This window comes from Clostridium ljungdahlii DSM 13528, from assembly GCF_000143685.1.
GTDB lineage: Bacteria > Bacillota > Clostridia > Clostridiales > Clostridiaceae > Clostridium_B > Clostridium_B ljungdahlii.
Genome location: NC_014328.1, coordinates 1,008,331 through 1,026,237, shown reverse-complemented (window position 1 = coordinate 1,026,237; position 17,907 = coordinate 1,008,331). Strand labels below are relative to the sequence as shown.

The 17,907-nt window shown below is 30.9% G+C and carries 13 protein-coding genes; 3 read left to right on the top strand and 10 right to left on the bottom strand.

Features of this window, described 5'->3' with window-relative positions; all coding sequences use genetic code 11:
• Positions 1–21: 21 nt before the first annotated feature.
• The 10 genes from lplA to CLJU_RS04495 all read right to left on the bottom strand — a co-directional run bounded on the left by lplA (position 22) and on the right by CLJU_RS04495 (position 13,382).
• Positions 22–1,011, bottom strand: a complete 990-nt coding sequence (gene lplA, locus CLJU_RS04540) for a lipoate--protein ligase (protein WP_013237586.1) — start codon at positions 1,009–1,011, stop codon at positions 22–24.
• 554 nt (positions 1,012–1,565) lie between these two features.
• Positions 1,566–4,430, bottom strand: a complete 2,865-nt coding sequence (locus CLJU_RS04535; protein WP_013237585.1) for a DNA topoisomerase IV subunit A — start codon at positions 4,428–4,430, stop codon at positions 1,566–1,568.
• 78 nt (positions 4,431–4,508) lie between these two features.
• Entirely contained in the window at positions 4,509–6,458 is a 1,950-nt protein-coding gene (locus CLJU_RS04530; RefSeq protein WP_013237584.1) for a DNA gyrase/topoisomerase IV subunit B, read from the bottom strand.
• A 165-nt stretch (positions 6,459–6,623) separates the two neighbouring features.
• Positions 6,624–7,997, bottom strand: a complete 1,374-nt coding sequence (locus CLJU_RS04525) for a sensor histidine kinase (protein WP_023162965.1) — start codon at positions 7,995–7,997, stop codon at positions 6,624–6,626.
• Complete coding sequence (locus CLJU_RS04520) at positions 7,988–8,647, bottom strand: response regulator transcription factor (RefSeq protein ID WP_013237582.1); 660 nt, start codon at positions 8,645–8,647, stop codon at positions 7,988–7,990. The genes CLJU_RS04525 and CLJU_RS04520 overlap by 10 nt, the downstream gene beginning before the upstream one ends.
• Before the next feature lie 234 nt (positions 8,648–8,881).
• Positions 8,882–9,655, bottom strand: a complete 774-nt coding sequence (locus CLJU_RS04515; protein ID WP_013237581.1) for a lantibiotic immunity ABC transporter MutG family permease subunit — start codon at positions 9,653–9,655, stop codon at positions 8,882–8,884.
• Between the two features lies 1 nt (position 9,656).
• Entirely contained in the window at positions 9,657–10,421 is a 765-nt protein-coding gene (locus tag CLJU_RS04510) for a lantibiotic immunity ABC transporter MutE/EpiE family permease subunit (RefSeq protein ID WP_013237580.1), read from the bottom strand.
• 5 nt (positions 10,422–10,426) lie between these two features.
• Entirely contained in the window at positions 10,427–11,134 is a 708-nt protein-coding gene (locus CLJU_RS04505; protein ID WP_013237579.1) for a lantibiotic protection ABC transporter ATP-binding protein, read from the bottom strand.
• Between the two features lie 120 nt (positions 11,135–11,254).
• Positions 11,255–12,202, bottom strand: coding sequence for a magnesium/cobalt transporter CorA (corA, locus tag CLJU_RS04500; RefSeq protein WP_013237578.1), 948 nt, complete (start codon positions 12,200–12,202; stop codon positions 11,255–11,257).
• 31 nt (positions 12,203–12,233) lie between these two features.
• Positions 12,234–13,382, bottom strand: a complete 1,149-nt coding sequence (locus CLJU_RS04495; RefSeq protein ID WP_013237577.1) for a DEAD/DEAH box helicase — start codon at positions 13,380–13,382, stop codon at positions 12,234–12,236.
• A 411-nt stretch (positions 13,383–13,793) separates the two neighbouring features.
• Here CLJU_RS04495 and cooS point away from each other — a divergent pair, with 411 nt between their 5' ends.
• From cooS to CLJU_RS04480, 3 genes are read left to right on the top strand one after another with little or no spacing between them, the layout of a single operon-like run.
• On the top strand, positions 13,794–15,674 hold the full coding sequence (gene cooS / locus CLJU_RS04490; protein WP_013237576.1) for an anaerobic carbon-monoxide dehydrogenase catalytic subunit: 1,881 nt from the start codon (positions 13,794–13,796) through the stop codon (positions 15,672–15,674).
• 18 nt (positions 15,675–15,692) lie between these two features.
• The gene (locus CLJU_RS04485; RefSeq protein WP_013237575.1) at positions 15,693–16,148 is read left to right on the top strand and encodes a 4Fe-4S dicluster domain-containing protein; all 456 of its coding nucleotides are present in this window, start codon (positions 15,693–15,695) and stop codon (positions 16,146–16,148) included.
• On the top strand, positions 16,145–17,407 hold the full coding sequence (locus tag CLJU_RS04480) for an NAD(P)/FAD-dependent oxidoreductase (RefSeq protein WP_013237574.1): 1,263 nt from the start codon (positions 16,145–16,147) through the stop codon (positions 17,405–17,407). The genes CLJU_RS04485 and CLJU_RS04480 overlap by 4 nt, the downstream gene beginning before the upstream one ends.
• Positions 17,408–17,907: the final 500 nt, after the last annotated feature.

Here is a 17,907-nt window from a genome sequence, read left to right as displayed (position 1 = left end):
GCAGGTAGTCATCGGATAAAATCATAAAAATAATTTCATAAAGTCATCATTAGTTAGTTTTAAAATATATTTTGACACATCATTTTTTTCTATAATATTTTTTATATCTTCAATATTAAACTTTTTATCAATAAATAGATCTTCCATTTCCTTTATAGGATTTTCCTCAAAGAAGTCGCCCTCTACTTTAAATTCTTTCATTATTCCATCAATTACATTTACCTTTACACATATACTTCCTGCATCAAATCTCATTTCTTTATTATAATTAAACTTAGGAGATTTTCCAAAATTCCATTCCCAGGTGCCATATTTATTGTTAACAAGTTCATTTATATTTTTCGTATCTTCTTCACTTAAAACATAAGTTTTAGGATTTTCTTTTCTGCTTTCAAAAAAGCATTGAATTAACATATCTTTAAATTTTATAAGAGATAATCCTTTATCAATATGTTCACTTATATTTGTAACTCTGCTTTTTACCGATTTGATTCCCTTAGATTCAAATTTTTCTTTTTTTACTTTTAATGCCTTTGACAATATAGTTAAATCACTTGAAAATAAAATAGTTCCATGATGCAATAACTTTTCCTTATGAAAATACTGTGAATTACCAGAAAACTTTTTTCCATCTATTAAAATGTCATTTCTGCCGCTGAAAGTTGCTTTAACTCCCAGCTTATTTAGACAGGATACTACTGGCAGTGAAAAGAAAGAGAAATCGTTTTTATGCAGTTTGGATTTATTTTTTATTATAGTAAAATTCAAGTTGCCAAGATCATGGTATACTGCACCTCCACCAGACAATCTTCTCACAACTTTAATATTGTTTTTATCTACATATTCCAGATCTAATTCTTCATAAGTATTTTGATTTTTGCCAACTACTATAACTGGTTCATTCTGCCACAATATTAATATATCTTCCCCTAAATCTTTATATTTCACAAAATATTCCTCAAGGGCAAGGTTAAAATATGGATTATTTGAGTTATTAACAACGTTTATCATTATTTTTTCTCCTTTTCGCATATGTAATACATAATGATTTCTAGATTGAAAATTAATTTATTCTCCGAATATTTTTACAACCTTTAGCCAGTCAAATATTTTGATAAATCTAAGTAAAAAATTCTAAGTTTTTTACAAATTTTTTACTAAGGCTTATATGCAAAATATTTAAATGTGCTTCATTATTGTAAAAATATTTCTAAGCATAAATTTACTATTAAATAGAATACCTATTTAATAGTTTTTTACTATAACTCAATTATACTATATATAGTTTATTATTAAAAAGTTGAGTATTTAATATCTTTATCTTATTTATTTTAAAACTCACAGAAAAGAGCCATACTTTAAAAGAACCAGTTATGTTAGTTCTTTTAAAGTATGACTCTCTTTAAATAACAAATTTCAAAGTTCAAATATCAAATTAGGATAATTTTCTTCCTAACGTAAGAAAATATTAAAATTATAGATTTCCTAAGGTACGAGGGAAATCACCTTTATCTGTTCCTTGTTATTTGAACATTATTATTTTCATATGCGTGAAAATTAAGTATTTAATAAACTTTTTTAACCTTATCATCCATAACTATGAGCATAATGCTTTTTCCCCTTCCTGCTCTATTCTGAAGAACTACATCTTTTACATTTATCTGCTCTTTGTTTCCTTTTTCAGAAATTAGATTTAGCTTATAATCTTTACTATCATTACCATCTATAAGAAAACAATATGCTACCTTATCATCTTCCTTTAAACTTATAGCTGTAACACCTGCAGCTAATTTTCCCATAGTATTTACGGTATTTGCTTTAAACTTTATTCCCATCCCTCTTTCAGTTATTAAAAATATTTCTATTTCTTCCTTGTCACTGTATTCTACATTTACAAGAGAATCTTTTTTATCCTTAAATTTATAAGCAGTAGAACATCCAGCAATCTGCTTAAATTCCATTAATGCGGTCTTTTTTACCATACCATATTGGGTAAAAAAGTATACATATCCACAATCAAAGTCTTCCACAGAAATTATCTTTAATATGTTACCTACGTCTATATTCTTCATAAGTACCTTAATATCTATGCCACTATTATCTACGTTCTGAAGCATAAAAGCAGGTATAGAAAGAACTTCTCCATCTAATGTAAATATCAATATGTAACTTGAAGAATTGGTAAACACACTTTTAGAAGATTTTCCTGAATTTAAAACTTTAATTATTCCAGACTTATTTATGTTTATGTAAAACTCTTTATATTCTGGTTCTGTTGAAAAATCCATCTTTACCGCAAAATCTTCCCCTTGTAATGTAACAAGTGGTGTAGTAACTATATTTCTATCTTCTAAATTAATTTCTGGACTTCTTACTGTAAACTCAAGTCCGGACTTAGTTTCTACTTTTATAAATTCTACATTTGCACTTCTATCAACAAGTTCTACCCCTATAAGTTTTTCCCCATTTTTTAATTTCAATGCCATAAGTTTTGTATAATTTGTGACGAATGACTCAATTCCTGTTCTCTTTATTCCACCAATGCTAGTAAAAAACACAAAATCCTTTTGCAAATTAAAATCTTTTATACTATATACTGCAGTTATATGATTTTTTTCTAAATCAATTCCCTTTATTAAATTATCCAGCTTTTCTCCTTTTTCCTTCCACTTAAACTCAGGGATATCCATTCCTCTAATCCTATACATATCACCGGAATCTGTAAAGAACATAAGGGTATCTTTTGTGCTGGAATTTATGAAATACTCGTTAAAATCTCCTTCTCTATATTCTATGTCTTCAACTTTTCCACTAGAGCGATTATAACTTTTTAAAGAGGTCCTCTTTATATATCCCTCTTTTGACATAGTAATAACTATATCTTCATCTATTATAATTTCATCTACATCTATTTTTGCCTTCTCATCTTCTTCAACAATAGCAGTTCTTCTATCGTCTCCATATTTTTCTCCAACTTCAATAAGTTCTTTTTTTATAACTTTCAGAATTTCCTTCTCACTTTCCAATATTTTAGTAAGTTTTTTTATAACTTTCAAAAGTTTTTCATGTTCTTTTTCAAAAGAATCTATTTCAAGTCCAGTGAGCCTGTACAGCATAAGCTCCAGTATAGCCTCCGCCTGGGGGTATGTAAAATCAAACTGTTCCATAAGGTTTGAAGCCGCATCTTTTTTCGATTTAGAACTTCTAATAGTCTTTATAATTTCATCCATTATTCCCAGAGCTTTTATAAATCCCTCTACAATATGAAATCTCTTTTTTGCTTCTTCCAATTCCCTTTTAGTTCTCTTTGTTATGATTTCTTTTTGGTATTCCACATAATATTTCAATATGAGTTTTAATCCCATAGTTATTGGCTTTCCATCTCCTAATGCTACCATGTTAAAAGATATATTGCATTGAAGGTCCGTTTTCTTCAGTAAATATTTTAAAATCTTCTGAGCCAATTTCATATCTGTAGATTTTTTAAATTCTATTACTGCTCTTATACCACTTCTATCAGATTCATCTCTTATATCCGATATAGGCTCTAGTGCCCTTGCATACCTTTTGTCTGCAGTCATTTCAGAAATTACCTGAAGTAATTTTGCCTTACTCCTTCTATAAGGAAACTCTGTAATAACTATTCCAAGTCTTCCGCTGTCCAATTTCTCTATGGAAGTCTTGGCCCTTAATGTAACTTTTCCTTCTCCTGTTTCATAGGCTGAAATCATAGATTTTTTACCTATAATTATTCCTCCTGTAGGCAAATCCGGTCCTTTTATGTAATTCATAAGTTCCTCTACAGTTATATCTCTATTATCAATATATGCTACAGTAGCATCTATTACTTCTCTCAAATTATGTGGGGGTATGTTAGTGGCAAGACCTACAGCTATTCCAAAAGCTCCATTTACAAGTAAGTTGGGATATCTTGCAGGAAGAACTTCCGGTTCCTTTTCAGATCCAGAATAATTGTCCACCATATTTACTACACCTTTTTCTATATCTCTTATCATTTCCATAGCAATAGGTGTAAGTCTTGCTTCTGTATAACGCATGGCAGCTGCACTATCTCCATCCTGACTTCCCCAATTTCCATGACCATCTATAATTGGCATCCTAGTTGTAAAATCTTGGGCTAGTATTACCATGGCGTCATATACGGAAGTATCTCCATGAGGATGATATTTTCCAAGGATGTCTCCTACTATCCTTGCAGACTTGTAATATGGTTTGTCTGGAAAAGCCTTTAACATATATGAACCATATATTATCCTTCTATGTACAGGTTTTAACCCATCTCTGACATCAGGAAGTGCCCTGTCCTTTGCCACTTCTACTGCATAAGGAAGATAATTGTCCGGCATAGCTTCTTCTATAGGAATTTTTATTATATTGTTATCTTTTGGAATTACTGTGTTCTTAACCAAATCCATTTCCTCCGATTCTTTCACTTTAAGCTATAAGGTTATATAATTAAATTTCATTAACTGCGAATTGTGCATTATCTAAAATTGTGCATATTTATACATATATTTTTTTCTAGGTGCAACTACATCTCCCATTAAAAGTGATACCATCTTTTCAGCTTTAGCAGCATCATCTATAGTTATTTGCTGCAGTGTTCTCGTTTCAGGATTTAAAGTAGTTTCCCAGAGCTGGTCTGGATTCATTTCACCAAGTCCTTTGTATCTCTGTACAAGCACACCTTTTCCTATTTTCTTTTTTGCATCTGGCAGTGTCTCATCACTATAGGCATACTTAATTACCTCTTTGCCTTTATTCTGCTTATATACTTTATAAAGGGGCGGCAGTGCTATATAAAGGTGACCATTTGAAATGAGCTGTCTCATATATCTATATATATAAGTCATCCAAAGGGACCTTATATGATATCCATCTACATCTGCATCACTTAAAATTATAATTTTATCATATCTTAAATCACTTTCATTATAATTTTCAAGTATTCCAGTACCTATAGCAGTATTAAATATCTTGAGTTCTTCACTTCCAAGGACGTTTTCGAGCTTCTGTTTTTCCGTATTCATAATTTTACCCTTAGAAGGCATTATAGTCTGAAATCTTCTATCTCTAGCCTGTTTTGCAGAGCCTCCCGCAGAATCACCTTCAACTACTATAAATTCACATTTTGAAGAATCCTTTAATGTGCATACGGCAACTTTTCCTGCAAGAGGGGCCGCACCTTTACCTATCTTTTTCTTTTCCGCATCATTTATCTTTTTTATCTTCTCTCTTCTTGCCGCAGCATGGAGAGCATTATTTATTATAGCAGATGCTATATCTTTATTATCTTCTATCCATTCTGAAAGCTTTGTATAGGCAAGATCATTCATCATAGTATAGGCTTCTGTATTTCCAAGCTTTGTTTTGGTTTGACCTTCAAATATAGGATTAGTTATTTTTATCTTAACTATAGCTGTCATCCCTTCTCTTAAGTCGTCTCCTTCAAATTCCTTATCTTTTTCCTTAAGTAAATTTAATTTTTTAGCCCATTCTTTAAAAGCCCTGGTCATACCTGTTTTAAATCCACTTTCATGGGTTCCCGATTCTGTTGTAGGAATATTATTTACATAACTTGCTATATGATAGGTAGTAGAATCTGTAAATTGCATACACACCTCTCCATACATACTTAAATCATTTATCTTTCTTTCTCCTTCAAATAATATTGGATCCTTATGAATAGGTGTTTTACTCTCATTTAAATAATCTATAAAATCCAGAAGTCCCCTCTCTGAATGGTACTCCCTTTCTACTCTTTCTTCTCCTGTATTATCAATTAATTTTAAAGTTATACCTTTATTTTGGAAAGCTAATTCTTTTAACCTTTCATCTATTACATCAATTTTAAAATCGGTTGTAGAAAATACTTTGTTATCAGGCATAAAGGTTACTTTTGTACCAGTATCATCTGTATTTCCTATTACTTTAATAGCCGTTACTGGTGTTCCTGGCATATTCTTCTTTAGTGACTTATCATAAGCATATTCAAATCTTTGTTTATATACATGACCCTTTTGTCTGACCTCTACTTCCATCCAGGTAGAGAGCGCATTCACTACTGCTGCCCCTACACCATGAAGACCTCCTGAAGTCTTGTACACTGAATTATTGAACTTCCCTCCTGTATGAAGTTCGGTAAACACCATTTCCACTCCATTTTTTTTCTTTACAGGATGAATTCCAGTAGGTATTCCTCTTCCATTATCCTGTACAGATACGCTGCCATCCTTGTTTAAGGTAACATATGCCCTATCTCCAAATCCATTGGAAATTTCATCTATAGCATTGTCCAAAAGCTCCCATATACAATGATGGAGACCTTTACTGCCAGTTGAGCCTATGTACATTCCCGGTCTAACACGTACTGGTTCAAGTTTCTCCAATGAAGTTAAGGAGTTTACATCATAGACATTTCTTTCTTTGCCCTCCATAAAATTTCCCCTTTCAAATATTTATATTCATAATTAATAATTCTATATTTCCATCATATTTACGAAAAAAAACCTTCTCGAAAAAGAAGGTAGTTAACTTCAAAATTATTATATAAGTAATATTTAAATTATGCAAATTTATTTTCAAAAAATGTCATATAAATTTTATTGTACTGGAATTTGAAGAGTAACTTGCCCTCCTCCTGTAATAGGTGAATTATCAATATGGATCTCTCCTTTATGCTGTTTTAAGATAGAACAGGCAATAAATAATCCCATACCATAGTGTGTTTTAGACGTTCTGCTGTTATCACCCATATAGAATTGTCCTGCAGCAAATTTAATGTCTCTATTTGAAAAGCCTTTACCACTATCAGTAATAGTAAAACATATGTTATCCTGAAAACCTGCGGCTTTAAAAAAAATTCTACCATTATCTGGTGAGTAATCCACACCATTAGAAATGACATTCATAATTGCTCTGTATAGTAAATTTTGATCAATTATAATTTCTTGCGGCAAACACTCTTCCTCAAATTCAACTTGTAACTTTTTTGTGCATGCAAGTGCATTTAATTGATTATGAATATTTTCTACAAACTTTTCTGTGTTCACTTTACTTAGCTGTATGCAAAAGCCTTCTTCTGCTTTAGATAATTCAATAAGTGTTTTTATATATTTCTCAATTTGATTAGAATTTTTATGAATAAATGCTGTATATTCCTTCTGTTCCTCATTTAAAGGTGAATCTATTAATAATTCTGCATTGCCCTTAATAACTGCAAGGGGTGTTTTTATATCATGGGCAAGAGCTGAAATCTGCTTTCTTTTATCCTGTTCAATATGCCACTGCTCTTTTAGGGATTTTTTTAATTCCTCTTTCATATCTGACAGTGACAATAAAACACTGTCAAATTCTTTTATCCTTGAATGAGTTATCTCAAAATCCAAATCCTGTTGTTTAATTTTTTCTGATACTTCAAGTAAGGGATTTAACTGTTTTTTTAGCTTTCGTGCATAAATTGTTGAAATTATAAAAATAATGGTAACAAATAAAAAAATATACATTAAAACAAACATTCCTTGAGGATTAGGTAAATTACTATTTAAAAAGTCAGAACTGTATCTCATTATAATATAATACTGAAGTATGCATAAACCATTTTTTCTTTGTATGATATAATACTGTTTCGTCGCCCAATGGTTATTATATCCCTCTCCCTTCGCATATCTTTTTGCTTCATCTAAATCTTTAGAATTTAAATCTGTTTTAACTACTCTATAACTTTTGTCAAAAACAACAAATTTACATCCTTTAGGGATCATATTTTCTGTTATAGTCTGTGCTGATTGAAGTTTAGATTTTACATTTAAAGCTAGATTTTCACTATAATTTGCAGGTAAAAATACGTTAGCCTTTATAAGCAAAAAAACAAATTCAAAATACAATGCTGAAACAATGATAAATGTAATAGCTAAAGTTACTAAATATCTAAAAAAAATTCTTCTCATTGTAATTGGTTTTTTATTTATTCCCATCTATAGCCAATCCCCCAAACCGTTTTAATTGGAGATAAATCAAAAATAGCAAGCTTTGCCCTTATATTTTTTATATGCTCTGCAATCCCTGAGCTGTCACTTTCCCTTTCATATCCGTATACAGCTTCGTAAATTTGCTCTTTTGTAAACACCTGTCCCTTGCTGCGTACAAGAAATTCACAAATAGCATATTCACTTTTTGTCATAGGTACCTTTTTATCTTCTATAATAATTTCCTTGCTTGCCAAATTGAATTTCATACCAGAGATAGAAATCATATTGTGCTTTTCTCTTTTTTCTCTCCTCAGGTGGGCATTTACTCTAGCACGAAGTTCTCCTGTACTAAAAGGTTTTTTTATATAATCATCACCACCTATTCCAAGTCCAAACATTACGTCATTTTCCATAGTTTTAGCAGTTAAAAACAAAATTGGACAGTCCACTATGTCACGAATTTTCTCACATAACTCAAAACCATCTATATCCGGCATCATAACATCCAATAAAATAAGATCATATTTTGCGTATTCATTAAGCAGAATTTTTTTTGGATTATTGATAATTGTAACAACATGTCCATCTTTCGCAAGAACATTTTTTACAAGTACTAAAATGTCCTCTTCATCATCTATTACAAGAATCTTGGCCATAGCTATCCCCCCTCGAATTAGTTAAGAACTCAACTTTCTAATATACAAATTTTTTTAAATAACAAAGTAAAAATAGCAAAGAACAGATAAAGATGATTTCCCTCGTACCTCAGGAAACCTATAATTTTAATATTTTCTGACGTCAGGAAGAAAATTATCCTTATCTGATATTTGAACTTTGTACTTTGTTATTTAAAATATTGCATTGCAATATTTTTAATCTGTATAAAAATATTATTCTTCAGACTTACGTCCTTCCCAAAACTCAAACCATAAAAGTTGCAGCATCAATATTCCCAAAGTATATGCACCTGTAATGCACGATGCTTTTTGAATATTATGTAAAAGATAAGGAATTTCTTTATGCATAGCTGAAGACATAAAATTCAAAGTAGCAAAATCACAAAACCTTACACCCCATGCCCAGGGAAGATACATCCAGCATCTATCTCCCAGTCCTGTAATCATTAGCGCAGCAATAAGCATTCCTGCAATTCCTAGAAAAATAGATGCTCCCCTGCCAAACTTTAAACTGGCAAAAAAGCTTAATATATAAATAAATATATTACTAAAAATAAGCCATCCAAACACCTGAAAATATAATAAATAAGGAACGTTGGATACATATAAAAACAATTTTAGTCCAAAAAGTACTATACCAAGAGCTAAAAATAAAGAAAATATTCCCATAAAAATCAAGGTAAGCAGCTTACTTAAACATGAAATACTTCTTGATTTTGTGCTGCCGAGCAGCACTTGAAATTGACCTGCTTGTTCTTCCTGTGAAACAACCATGCTGCAAATTATTCCAATTAGAAGTGGAAACACAATGCCAAGTAATTCAAAATAAAGTACGTGCTTTTCAATAGTCTCTACCTTGTTAAATAAATTGTAACAGACAAGAAAAAATAATGCACCTATTATCGGAATTATAATATGAATCCAAAATATTTGAGTATGTTTTAGCTTTTGAAAGTCAGCCCATAAAGCTCTAAATAATGACAACATTTTATACCACCTCCTGATTTTTAAACCAACTTGATGTAACAGTAAGTAGTACAACAAATAGTAAAATAGATAACACAATTCCTACTGGAATAACATCTGGTCTAAGCATTATTGTATCTTTTCCTACTGGCAACTGCCCATTTGGAAGTATACCGAGTATAGGACACATAAGACGACTCGTCCAACTATACGGACACAGCCACCAGATGGATTTCACAGCCATCGCTCCATTAAGGCCTATACCTACTGCAACATTTAAAATAACCGGTACAAAAAACCCAAATTTCTTAGCTAAAAATAGACAAAGTGGAATTTGCCATAGTGACGTTATTGCAATAACAATAGCTGCTGTAATTGCATTTATACCTGGAATAGTAACTATAGAATTTAAAGCAAAACTTGAAATAACTTTTGGCAAGACATATTTTCCTACTATACCAACTCCTAACGCCAAAAGAATGCAAGAAAATAAAACATAAACAGCTATAAGAATAACCTTTGAAATCCAAACTTTTTTTAAATCAATAGGCATAGAGAAAACCGCTCTATATTTAATTTTTTTTTCTTCTTTTTGATTTACAAGTGCACAGAAAAGTGAAACACCTCCCGGCAGCATAAGCATGTACCACCAATTAAATGTATTTAATTGATAATAAACTCCTGTCATAAAACCAAAAAAAAGTGTGACAATTGGGAAAATCAAAACAAGTTTTTTAGTCATCGTCCTTTTTAACTTTAAGTTCTCTGCCTTCAAATATGAACTCATTTTAATTACCTCATTTCCCTTTTAGATTTTTTAACTACTTCCATGAAGAGTGATTCTAGATCCTCACCCGGATTAATTTTTGCTTCATATCCTAAAATTCCATTACTAATAATTCCAATGTGATCTGCAATAAGCTCTACCTCAGACAATATGTGGCTAGATAAAATAACTGTTATACCCTGCTCTGGAAAAGAACGAATAAGATTTCTCAAATCTTGAATACCAATAGGATCTAGTCCGTTAGTAGGTTCATCTAAAATTAAAAGTTTAGGATGATTAAGTAGTGCAATAGCAATTCCAAGTCTCTGCTTCATACCCATGGAAAATTGACCTGCACGCTTTTTCCCTGTGTCTGTTAAATCAACCGTTTGGAGTACTTCATCAATACGTGATTTCTTAAGTCCAAGTAGTGTAGTTCTGACCTTTAGATTTTCCCTTGCAGTTAAATTCTCATATAGTGGAGGAGCTTCAATTAGTGCCCCAATATCCTTTAAATCTTTTCTGCTCCAGGGATGTCCTTCAAAAATAATTTCACCTGAAGTTTTCTTAAGTATCCCTGTAATCATTTTTAATGTAGTAGATTTTCCGGCACCATTAGGACCAAGCAATCCATAAACAGAATTTTCTTTTATTGCAAACGAAATATTATTTGCCGCTAGCTGTCCCTTAAAATTTTTACATAAATTTTTTGTTTGTAAAATGTATTTTTCCATCTTTATAAATCCTCCCTTATCAATTCACGTTAATTGTAAATACTAATTTTAAGGATTTTATAAGGATTTAAAAAAATGATCTCAGTGACTTTTCATCACTAAGATCATTTTTTGCAAACTTTAATAACCTTTTTTCTTAAAGAATATTATCTCACATATTGTAATAAGTGCCATTACAAATAAAACTATAAAATAAGCATACCTGCAATGTAATTCAGGCATGTATTCAAAATTCATTCCATACACCCCTGTTATTATTGTAAGAGGCATCATAATTGTAGTAATAATGGTTAAAAGTTTCATTACCTTGTTCATGGAATTTGAAAGCTGTGATGAATACAATTCCAAACAAGATGTTATCATTTCTTGCTCTGATTCTATTAAATCATATATTCTTAAAATATGGTCATATATATCTGAATAGTATATTCTATTAGTTTCAGAGATTATATCATCATGTCTCAATAATGTACTTAACAATTCTCTAATTGGAGATACTGTATGCCTTAATTTCATAATGTTTTTTTTCAATTTCATTATTTCAGCTGCTGTTTGTTGAACAGGTCTCATCATTGCTTTTTCCTCTAAAATATCTATATGATTTTCCAGCTTATCCGTCAATATAAAATACTGATCCACAATTTCATCTAAAATATTATATAGTATGAAATCAGTACCTTTAATGCATGCATTTGATTTTTTCTTTAATTCAGTAAATATTTTTTTAATTATTTTATTTTCATTATAATGAATCGTTATTATAAAGTCTTTATTTATAAATATATGTATATTTTTATAAGGGAAAAATCCTTTTACTAAATCTCCACTTGATGTAATGGTTATAAAATGATATTCATTATAATCATGAATTTTAGATCTTTTAATTTTTTGCGTGCAGTTTTGAATTGTAATAGGATGAAAATGAAAATGTTTTTTTAATATTGAAAACTCATGTTCTTGCGGCATATTTATATCAATCCAATAAGGTTCTTTAGTATTTTCAGCTTCAAATATAGCTTTTTCTAAACTTTCAAATTCTTTTAATGTATTTTTAATTAATGTAACCAATATTACAATCCCCCTGTGTATAAAAAATTTTTTATCTATGTTCTATTATTTTTCCTTTGTATATATCTTTTAAATCTATTTTTATATTAAATGACTTTTCATACTGTTTTAATAATTTCTGCTCTTTATTTGTGATTATGCATATAGACGTACCTTCTTTGCCAGCTCTTGCTGTTCTCCCTGATCTATGTAAATAATTGTCGGGATCTTCTGGTATATCATAACTGAAAACATAATCTACATCATCTATATCAAGTCCTCTTGCTGCTATATCTGAAGCTACTAGTAAATTAATTTTACCTAATTTAAAACTTTCCAAAGCTCTTTTACGCACTTTCTTGTCTTCAGCTCCATATATAGCTTGTGCTCTTAATTTATGATATTTTAATTTTTCTGTAAGTATTTCTATTTCATCTGGCTTATTTACAAATACAATAGCCCTCTTTGGATTTAATATATGCACAAGTTTCCTTAGAATTAATATTTTATCTCTTCTTTCACACATAAAACACATATGTTTTATATTTTCATTCATAGAAGTTTTTTGTTCTGCCTTTATAAATTTGTAATCTTTCATTAAGTCCCTTGCTATATCTAAAGTTCTATCATCTATTGTAGCTGAAAAAAACATTAATTGTCTTTCTTTTAATGTAGTTTTTATTATAGCTTTAACATCATTTATGTTGTTCTTATCTAGAAGTTTATCTGCTTCATCTACTACAATGATTTTGACATTATGGGATTTTAGTTTTTTCATTTTAATAAGTTGAAGTATTCTTCCTGTGGAACCCACCACTATATGCGGCTTTTCATTTTTTAAAATTTCCACCTGTCTTTTTATATTTACATTTCCTATTATAGCTGCAGACCTAACTGGAATATCTGAATTGCAAGCTAAGTTTTTTATTACATTATGTATCTGGATCGCAAGTTCATGTGTGGGCGCAAGTATATATGCCTGAACATCTTTACTTTCAAAATCAATTTTTTGAAATATAGGAACAATATAAGCTAACGTTTTTCCACTACCCGTTTCTGATTCTCCTACTACATCTTTACCTAAAAGAGCTTCTGGAATGGCCTTATACTGTATTTCTGCAGCATATTCAATTCCTTCCTTTTTTAGTCCTTCTGTTATTTCCTCATTTATACCTAATTCATTAAACAAAACTTTTGTCATATGTTTTTACTCCTTAATTTTTAATACTTCTACTCTTCTATTATATCAATATACAATAATTTTCAATCAAATAAGAATTATTTTATATTTTGTATTGACAAGAAAACCGAAAAGGTTTATATTATTGTTATCGGATAACAATTATTTTCTAGTTAGTTATACTTGTAAATAAGTAATATTAATCAATATTATCAAATTATTATAATTTTGAGTCTTATTAACAGTATTTTTAGTGCCTTTAACACTTAGAATACGGTATCCTTTAAGAAAAGAACTTATCCAGGAGCCTATCACCTGTTAACTCTCAGAATGAGGGTATTATAGATGGTAAGCATCTGATAAATTTAGTTTTAATCAGTAATTTTAATAATTTAATAGTATACTTAAATAGTATAGTTTGGAGGTTTTATTATGTCAAATAACAAAATTTGTAAGTCAGCAGATAAGGTACTTGAAAAGTTTATAGGTTCTCTAGATGGTGTAGAAACTTCTCATCATAGGGTAGAAAGCCAAAGTGTTAAATGTGGTTTTGGTCAGCTAGGAGTCTGCTGTAGACTCTGTGCAAACGGTCCCTGTAGGATAACACCTAAAGCTCCAAGAGGAGTATGTGGTGCTAGTGCTGATACCATGGTTGCAAGAAACTTTCTTAGAGCTGTAGCTGCCGGCAGTGGATGTTATATTCATATAGTCGAAAATACAGCTAGAAACGTAAAATCCGTAGGTGAAACCGGCGGCGAGATAAAAGGAATGAATGCTCTCAATACACTGGCAGAAAAATTAGGTATAACAGAATCTGACCCACATAAAAAGGCTGTACTAGTAGCTGATGCCGTATTAAAGGACTTATACAAACCAAAATTCGAAAAAATGGAAGTTATAAACAAATTAGCTTATGCACCTAGACTAGAAAATTGGAACAAATTAAATATAATGCCTGGCGGTGCAAAATCAGAAGTTTTTGATGGCGTAGTAAAAACTTCTACAAATCTAAACAGTGACCCTGTAGATATGCTTTTAAATTGTTTAAAACTTGGAATATCCACTGGAATTTATGGACTTACCCTTACAAATTTATTAAATGACATAGTTTTAGGTGAACCTGCTATAAGACCTGCAAAAGTTGGTTTTAAAGTTGTAGATACGGATTATATAAATTTAATGATAACAGGCCACCAACACTCCATGATTGCCCATCTTCAAGAAGAACTTGTAAAACCTGAAGCTGTAAAAAAAGCTCAAGCAGTTGGTGCTAAAGGATTCAAACTAGTTGGATGTACCTGTGTAGGACAGGATTTACAGTTAAGAGGTAAATACTATACTGATGTTTTCTCCGGTCATGCAGGAAATAACTTTACAAGTGAAGCCTTAATAGCAACTGGAGGTATAGATGCAATAGTATCTGAATTCAACTGTACTCTTCCTGGCATCGAGCCAATAGCTGATAAGTTCATGGTTAAAATGATATGCCTAGATGACGTTTCTAAAAAATCAAATGCAGAATATGTAGAATACTCTTTTAAAGATAGAGAAAAAATAAGCAATCATGTTATAGATACAGCTATTGAAAGTTATAAGGAAAGAAGATCTAAAGTTACAATGAATATTCCTAAAAACCATGGCTTTGATGACGTCATAACAGGTGTAAGTGAAGGTTCCTTAAAATCCTTCTTAGGCGGCAGCTGGAAGCCCCTAGTAGACTTAATTGCTGCTGGAAAAATTAAAGGTGTTGCTGGAATAGTAGGTTGTTCAAACTTAACTGCCAAAGGTCATGATGTATTTACAGTAGAACTTACAAAAGAACTTATAAAGAGAAATATAATTGTGCTTTCTGCAGGTTGTTCAAGTGGTGGACTTGAAAATGTAGGACTTATGTCTCCAGGAGCTGCTGAACTTGCAGGAGATAGCTTAAAAGAAGTATGTAAGAGCCTAGGAATACCACCTGTACTAAATTTTGGTCCATGTCTTGCTATTGGAAGATTGGAAATTGTAGCAAAAGAACTAGCAGAATACCTAAAAATAGATATTCCACAGCTTCCACTTGTACTTTCTGCACCTCAATGGCTTGAAGAACAAGCATTGGCAGATGGAAGTTTTGGTCTTGCCCTTGGATTACCACTTCACCTTGCTATATCTCCTTTCATTGGCGGAAGCAAAGTGGTAACAAAAGTTTTATGTGAAGATATGGAAAATCTAACAGGCGGCAAGCTTATAATAGAAGACGATGTAATAAAAGCTGCAGATAAATTAGAAGAAACCATACTTGCAAGAAGAAAAAGTTTAGGTCTTAATTAAAATTTAGAGGGTGATCTCATGAAAAGAATAATGATAAATAAGGATTTATGTACCGGATGCTTAAATTGTACTTTAGCTTGTATGGCAGAACACAATGAAAATGGGAAATCTTTTTATGATCTGGATCTTAGCAATAAATTTCTTGAAAGTAGAAATCATATATCTAAAGATGATAGTGGAAACAAACTTCCTATATTTTGCCGTCACTGTGATGAACCTGAGTGTGTAATGACATGTATGAGCGGTGCCATGACTAAAGATCCTGAAAGTGGTATAGTATCCTATGATGAGCATAAATGTGCCAGCTGCTTTATGTGCGTCATGTCCTGTCCTTACGGAGTATTGAAACCAGATACTCAGACCAAAAGTAAAGTAGTTAAATGTGACCTGTGTGGTGACAGAGATACACCTAGATGCGTTGAAAATTGTCCAACAGGAGCAATTTATATTGAAAAGGAGGCAAATCTCCTATGAGTGGTTTAACGATAAAAATATTTTTTCATACAAAATATGTGATAATAGGAGCCAGTGCTGCTGGAATAAATGCTGCTAAAACTTTAAGAAAGTTAGATAAATCCTCTAAAATAACCATTATTTCAAAGGATGATGCAGTTTATTCAAGATGTATACTCCACAAAGTACTTGAGGGAAGTAGAAATTTAGAGACCATAAATTTTGTAGACCCTGATTTCTTTGAAAAAAATAATATAGAATGGATAAAAGATGCAGATGTAAGCAATATTGATATTGACAAGAAAAAAGTCTTACTTCAAGACAACAGCAGCTTCAAATTTGACAAACTCCTTATAGCTTCTGGTGCTTCCTCCTTTATTCCCCCAGTTAAAAATTTAAGAGAAGCTAAAGGAGTATACTCCCTCAGAAATTTTGAAGATGTAACTGCTATACAAGACAAACTTAAAAGCACAAAACGAGTAGTAATACTTGGTGCAGGTCTTGTAGGAATTGATGCTCTTTTAGGGCTTATGGTAAAAAATATAAAGATTTCAGTTGTAGAAATGGGAGATAGAATTCTCCCACTTCAACTGGATAAAGCCGCATCCTCTATATATGAAAAGTTGTTAAAAGAAAAAGGTATAGATGTATTTACTTCAGTTAAATTGGAAGAGGTAGTTTTAAATAAAGATGGCTTTGTAAGTAAAGCCGTACTATCAAATTCAACTGCTATAGATTGCGATATGATAATAGTTGCTGCTGGTGTTAGACCAAATGTAAACTTTATAAAAGACAGCAGGATAAAAGTTGAAAAAGGCATTGTCATAGACAAACATTGTAAAACCACTGTAGATAATATATATGCTGCCGGAGATGTTACTTTTACTGCTCCTATATGGCCTATAGCTGTAAAACAGGGAATGACTGCTGCTTACAACATGGTAGGTATAAATAAAGAGTTAAATGACACTTTTGGCATGAAGAACTCAATGAATTTATTTAACCTTCCATGCGTATCCCTTGGTAATGTAAATATAGCAGATGAAAGTTATGCTGTGGATACATTAGAAGGAGATGGAGTTTATCAAAAAATAGTTCACAAAGATGGAGTAATCTATGGTGCACTTCTAGTTGGAGATATATCTTACTGCGGCGTACTAGGATATCTAATAAAAAATAAAGTAAATATAAGCAATATCCATAAAAATATTTTTGACATAGATTATTCTGATTTTTACAATGTTGAAGAAGATGGACAATATAGCTATCAATTGAGGTAAATTACTCTATAGAATTTCTAAGCAAAAAATAAAACTTATACTCCGAATATTTTTACAACCACAAACACGGTTAAATATTTTGATAAGTCTAAGAAGAAAATTTATAAAAACTAAGGCCTTTTGAAAACTCGTACCTCAAGCAATTCAAAAGGTCTAAGTTTTTTTACAAATTTTCTACTAAGACTTATACACAAAATATTTAAATGTGTTTATTTATTGTAAAATATTTCTGCGTATAAGTTTTATTTTTAAGTTAGAAACGCTATAGGTTTTAGCTCAACTATTGAAAATATATTAATAACTACTCAAGCTGGAGCCCTGTTAACAAACCCCATATACTTGAGAAAAATACTTCTCATGAAAGGATAATCATAGTAGGATGTACTTCAATTTTAAATAATTGTCATACTGTTAATGATATTTATTCTTCCCAATATACAATTATATTGGGAAAAATTAAATCACACATAGAATATTTAATATACATTTATTTTAATAAC

Bases quoted from the DNA above. Each gene is read 5' to 3' on its own strand.
- lplA (WP_013237586.1), bottom strand. From the start codon at position 1,011: ATGATAAACGTTGTTAATAACTCAAATAATCCATATTTTAACCTTGCC.
- CLJU_RS04530 (WP_013237584.1), bottom strand. From the start codon at position 6,458: ATGGAGGGCAAAGAAAGAAATGTCTATGATGTAAACTCCTTAACTTCA.
- CLJU_RS04525 (WP_023162965.1), bottom strand. From the start codon at position 7,997: ATGGGAATAAATAAAAAACCAATTACAATGAGAAGAATTTTTTTTAGA.
- CLJU_RS04520 (WP_013237582.1), bottom strand. From the start codon at position 8,647: ATGGCCAAGATTCTTGTAATAGATGATGAAGAGGACATTTTAGTACTT.
- CLJU_RS04515 (WP_013237581.1), bottom strand. From the start codon at position 9,655: ATGTTGTCATTATTTAGAGCTTTATGGGCTGACTTTCAAAAGCTAAAA.
- CLJU_RS04510 (WP_013237580.1), bottom strand. From the start codon at position 10,421: ATGAGTTCATATTTGAAGGCAGAGAACTTAAAGTTAAAAAGGACGATG.
- CLJU_RS04505 (WP_013237579.1), bottom strand. From the start codon at position 11,134: ATGGAAAAATACATTTTACAAACAAAAAATTTATGTAAAAATTTTAAG.
- CLJU_RS04495 (WP_013237577.1), bottom strand. From the start codon at position 13,382: ATGACAAAAGTTTTGTTTAATGAATTAGGTATAAATGAGGAAATAACA.
- cooS (WP_013237576.1), top strand. From the start codon at position 13,794: ATGTCAAATAACAAAATTTGTAAGTCAGCAGATAAGGTACTTGAAAAG.
- CLJU_RS04485 (WP_013237575.1), top strand. From the start codon at position 15,693: ATGAAAAGAATAATGATAAATAAGGATTTATGTACCGGATGCTTAAAT.
- CLJU_RS04480 (WP_013237574.1), top strand. From the start codon at position 16,145: ATGAGTGGTTTAACGATAAAAATATTTTTTCATACAAAATATGTGATA.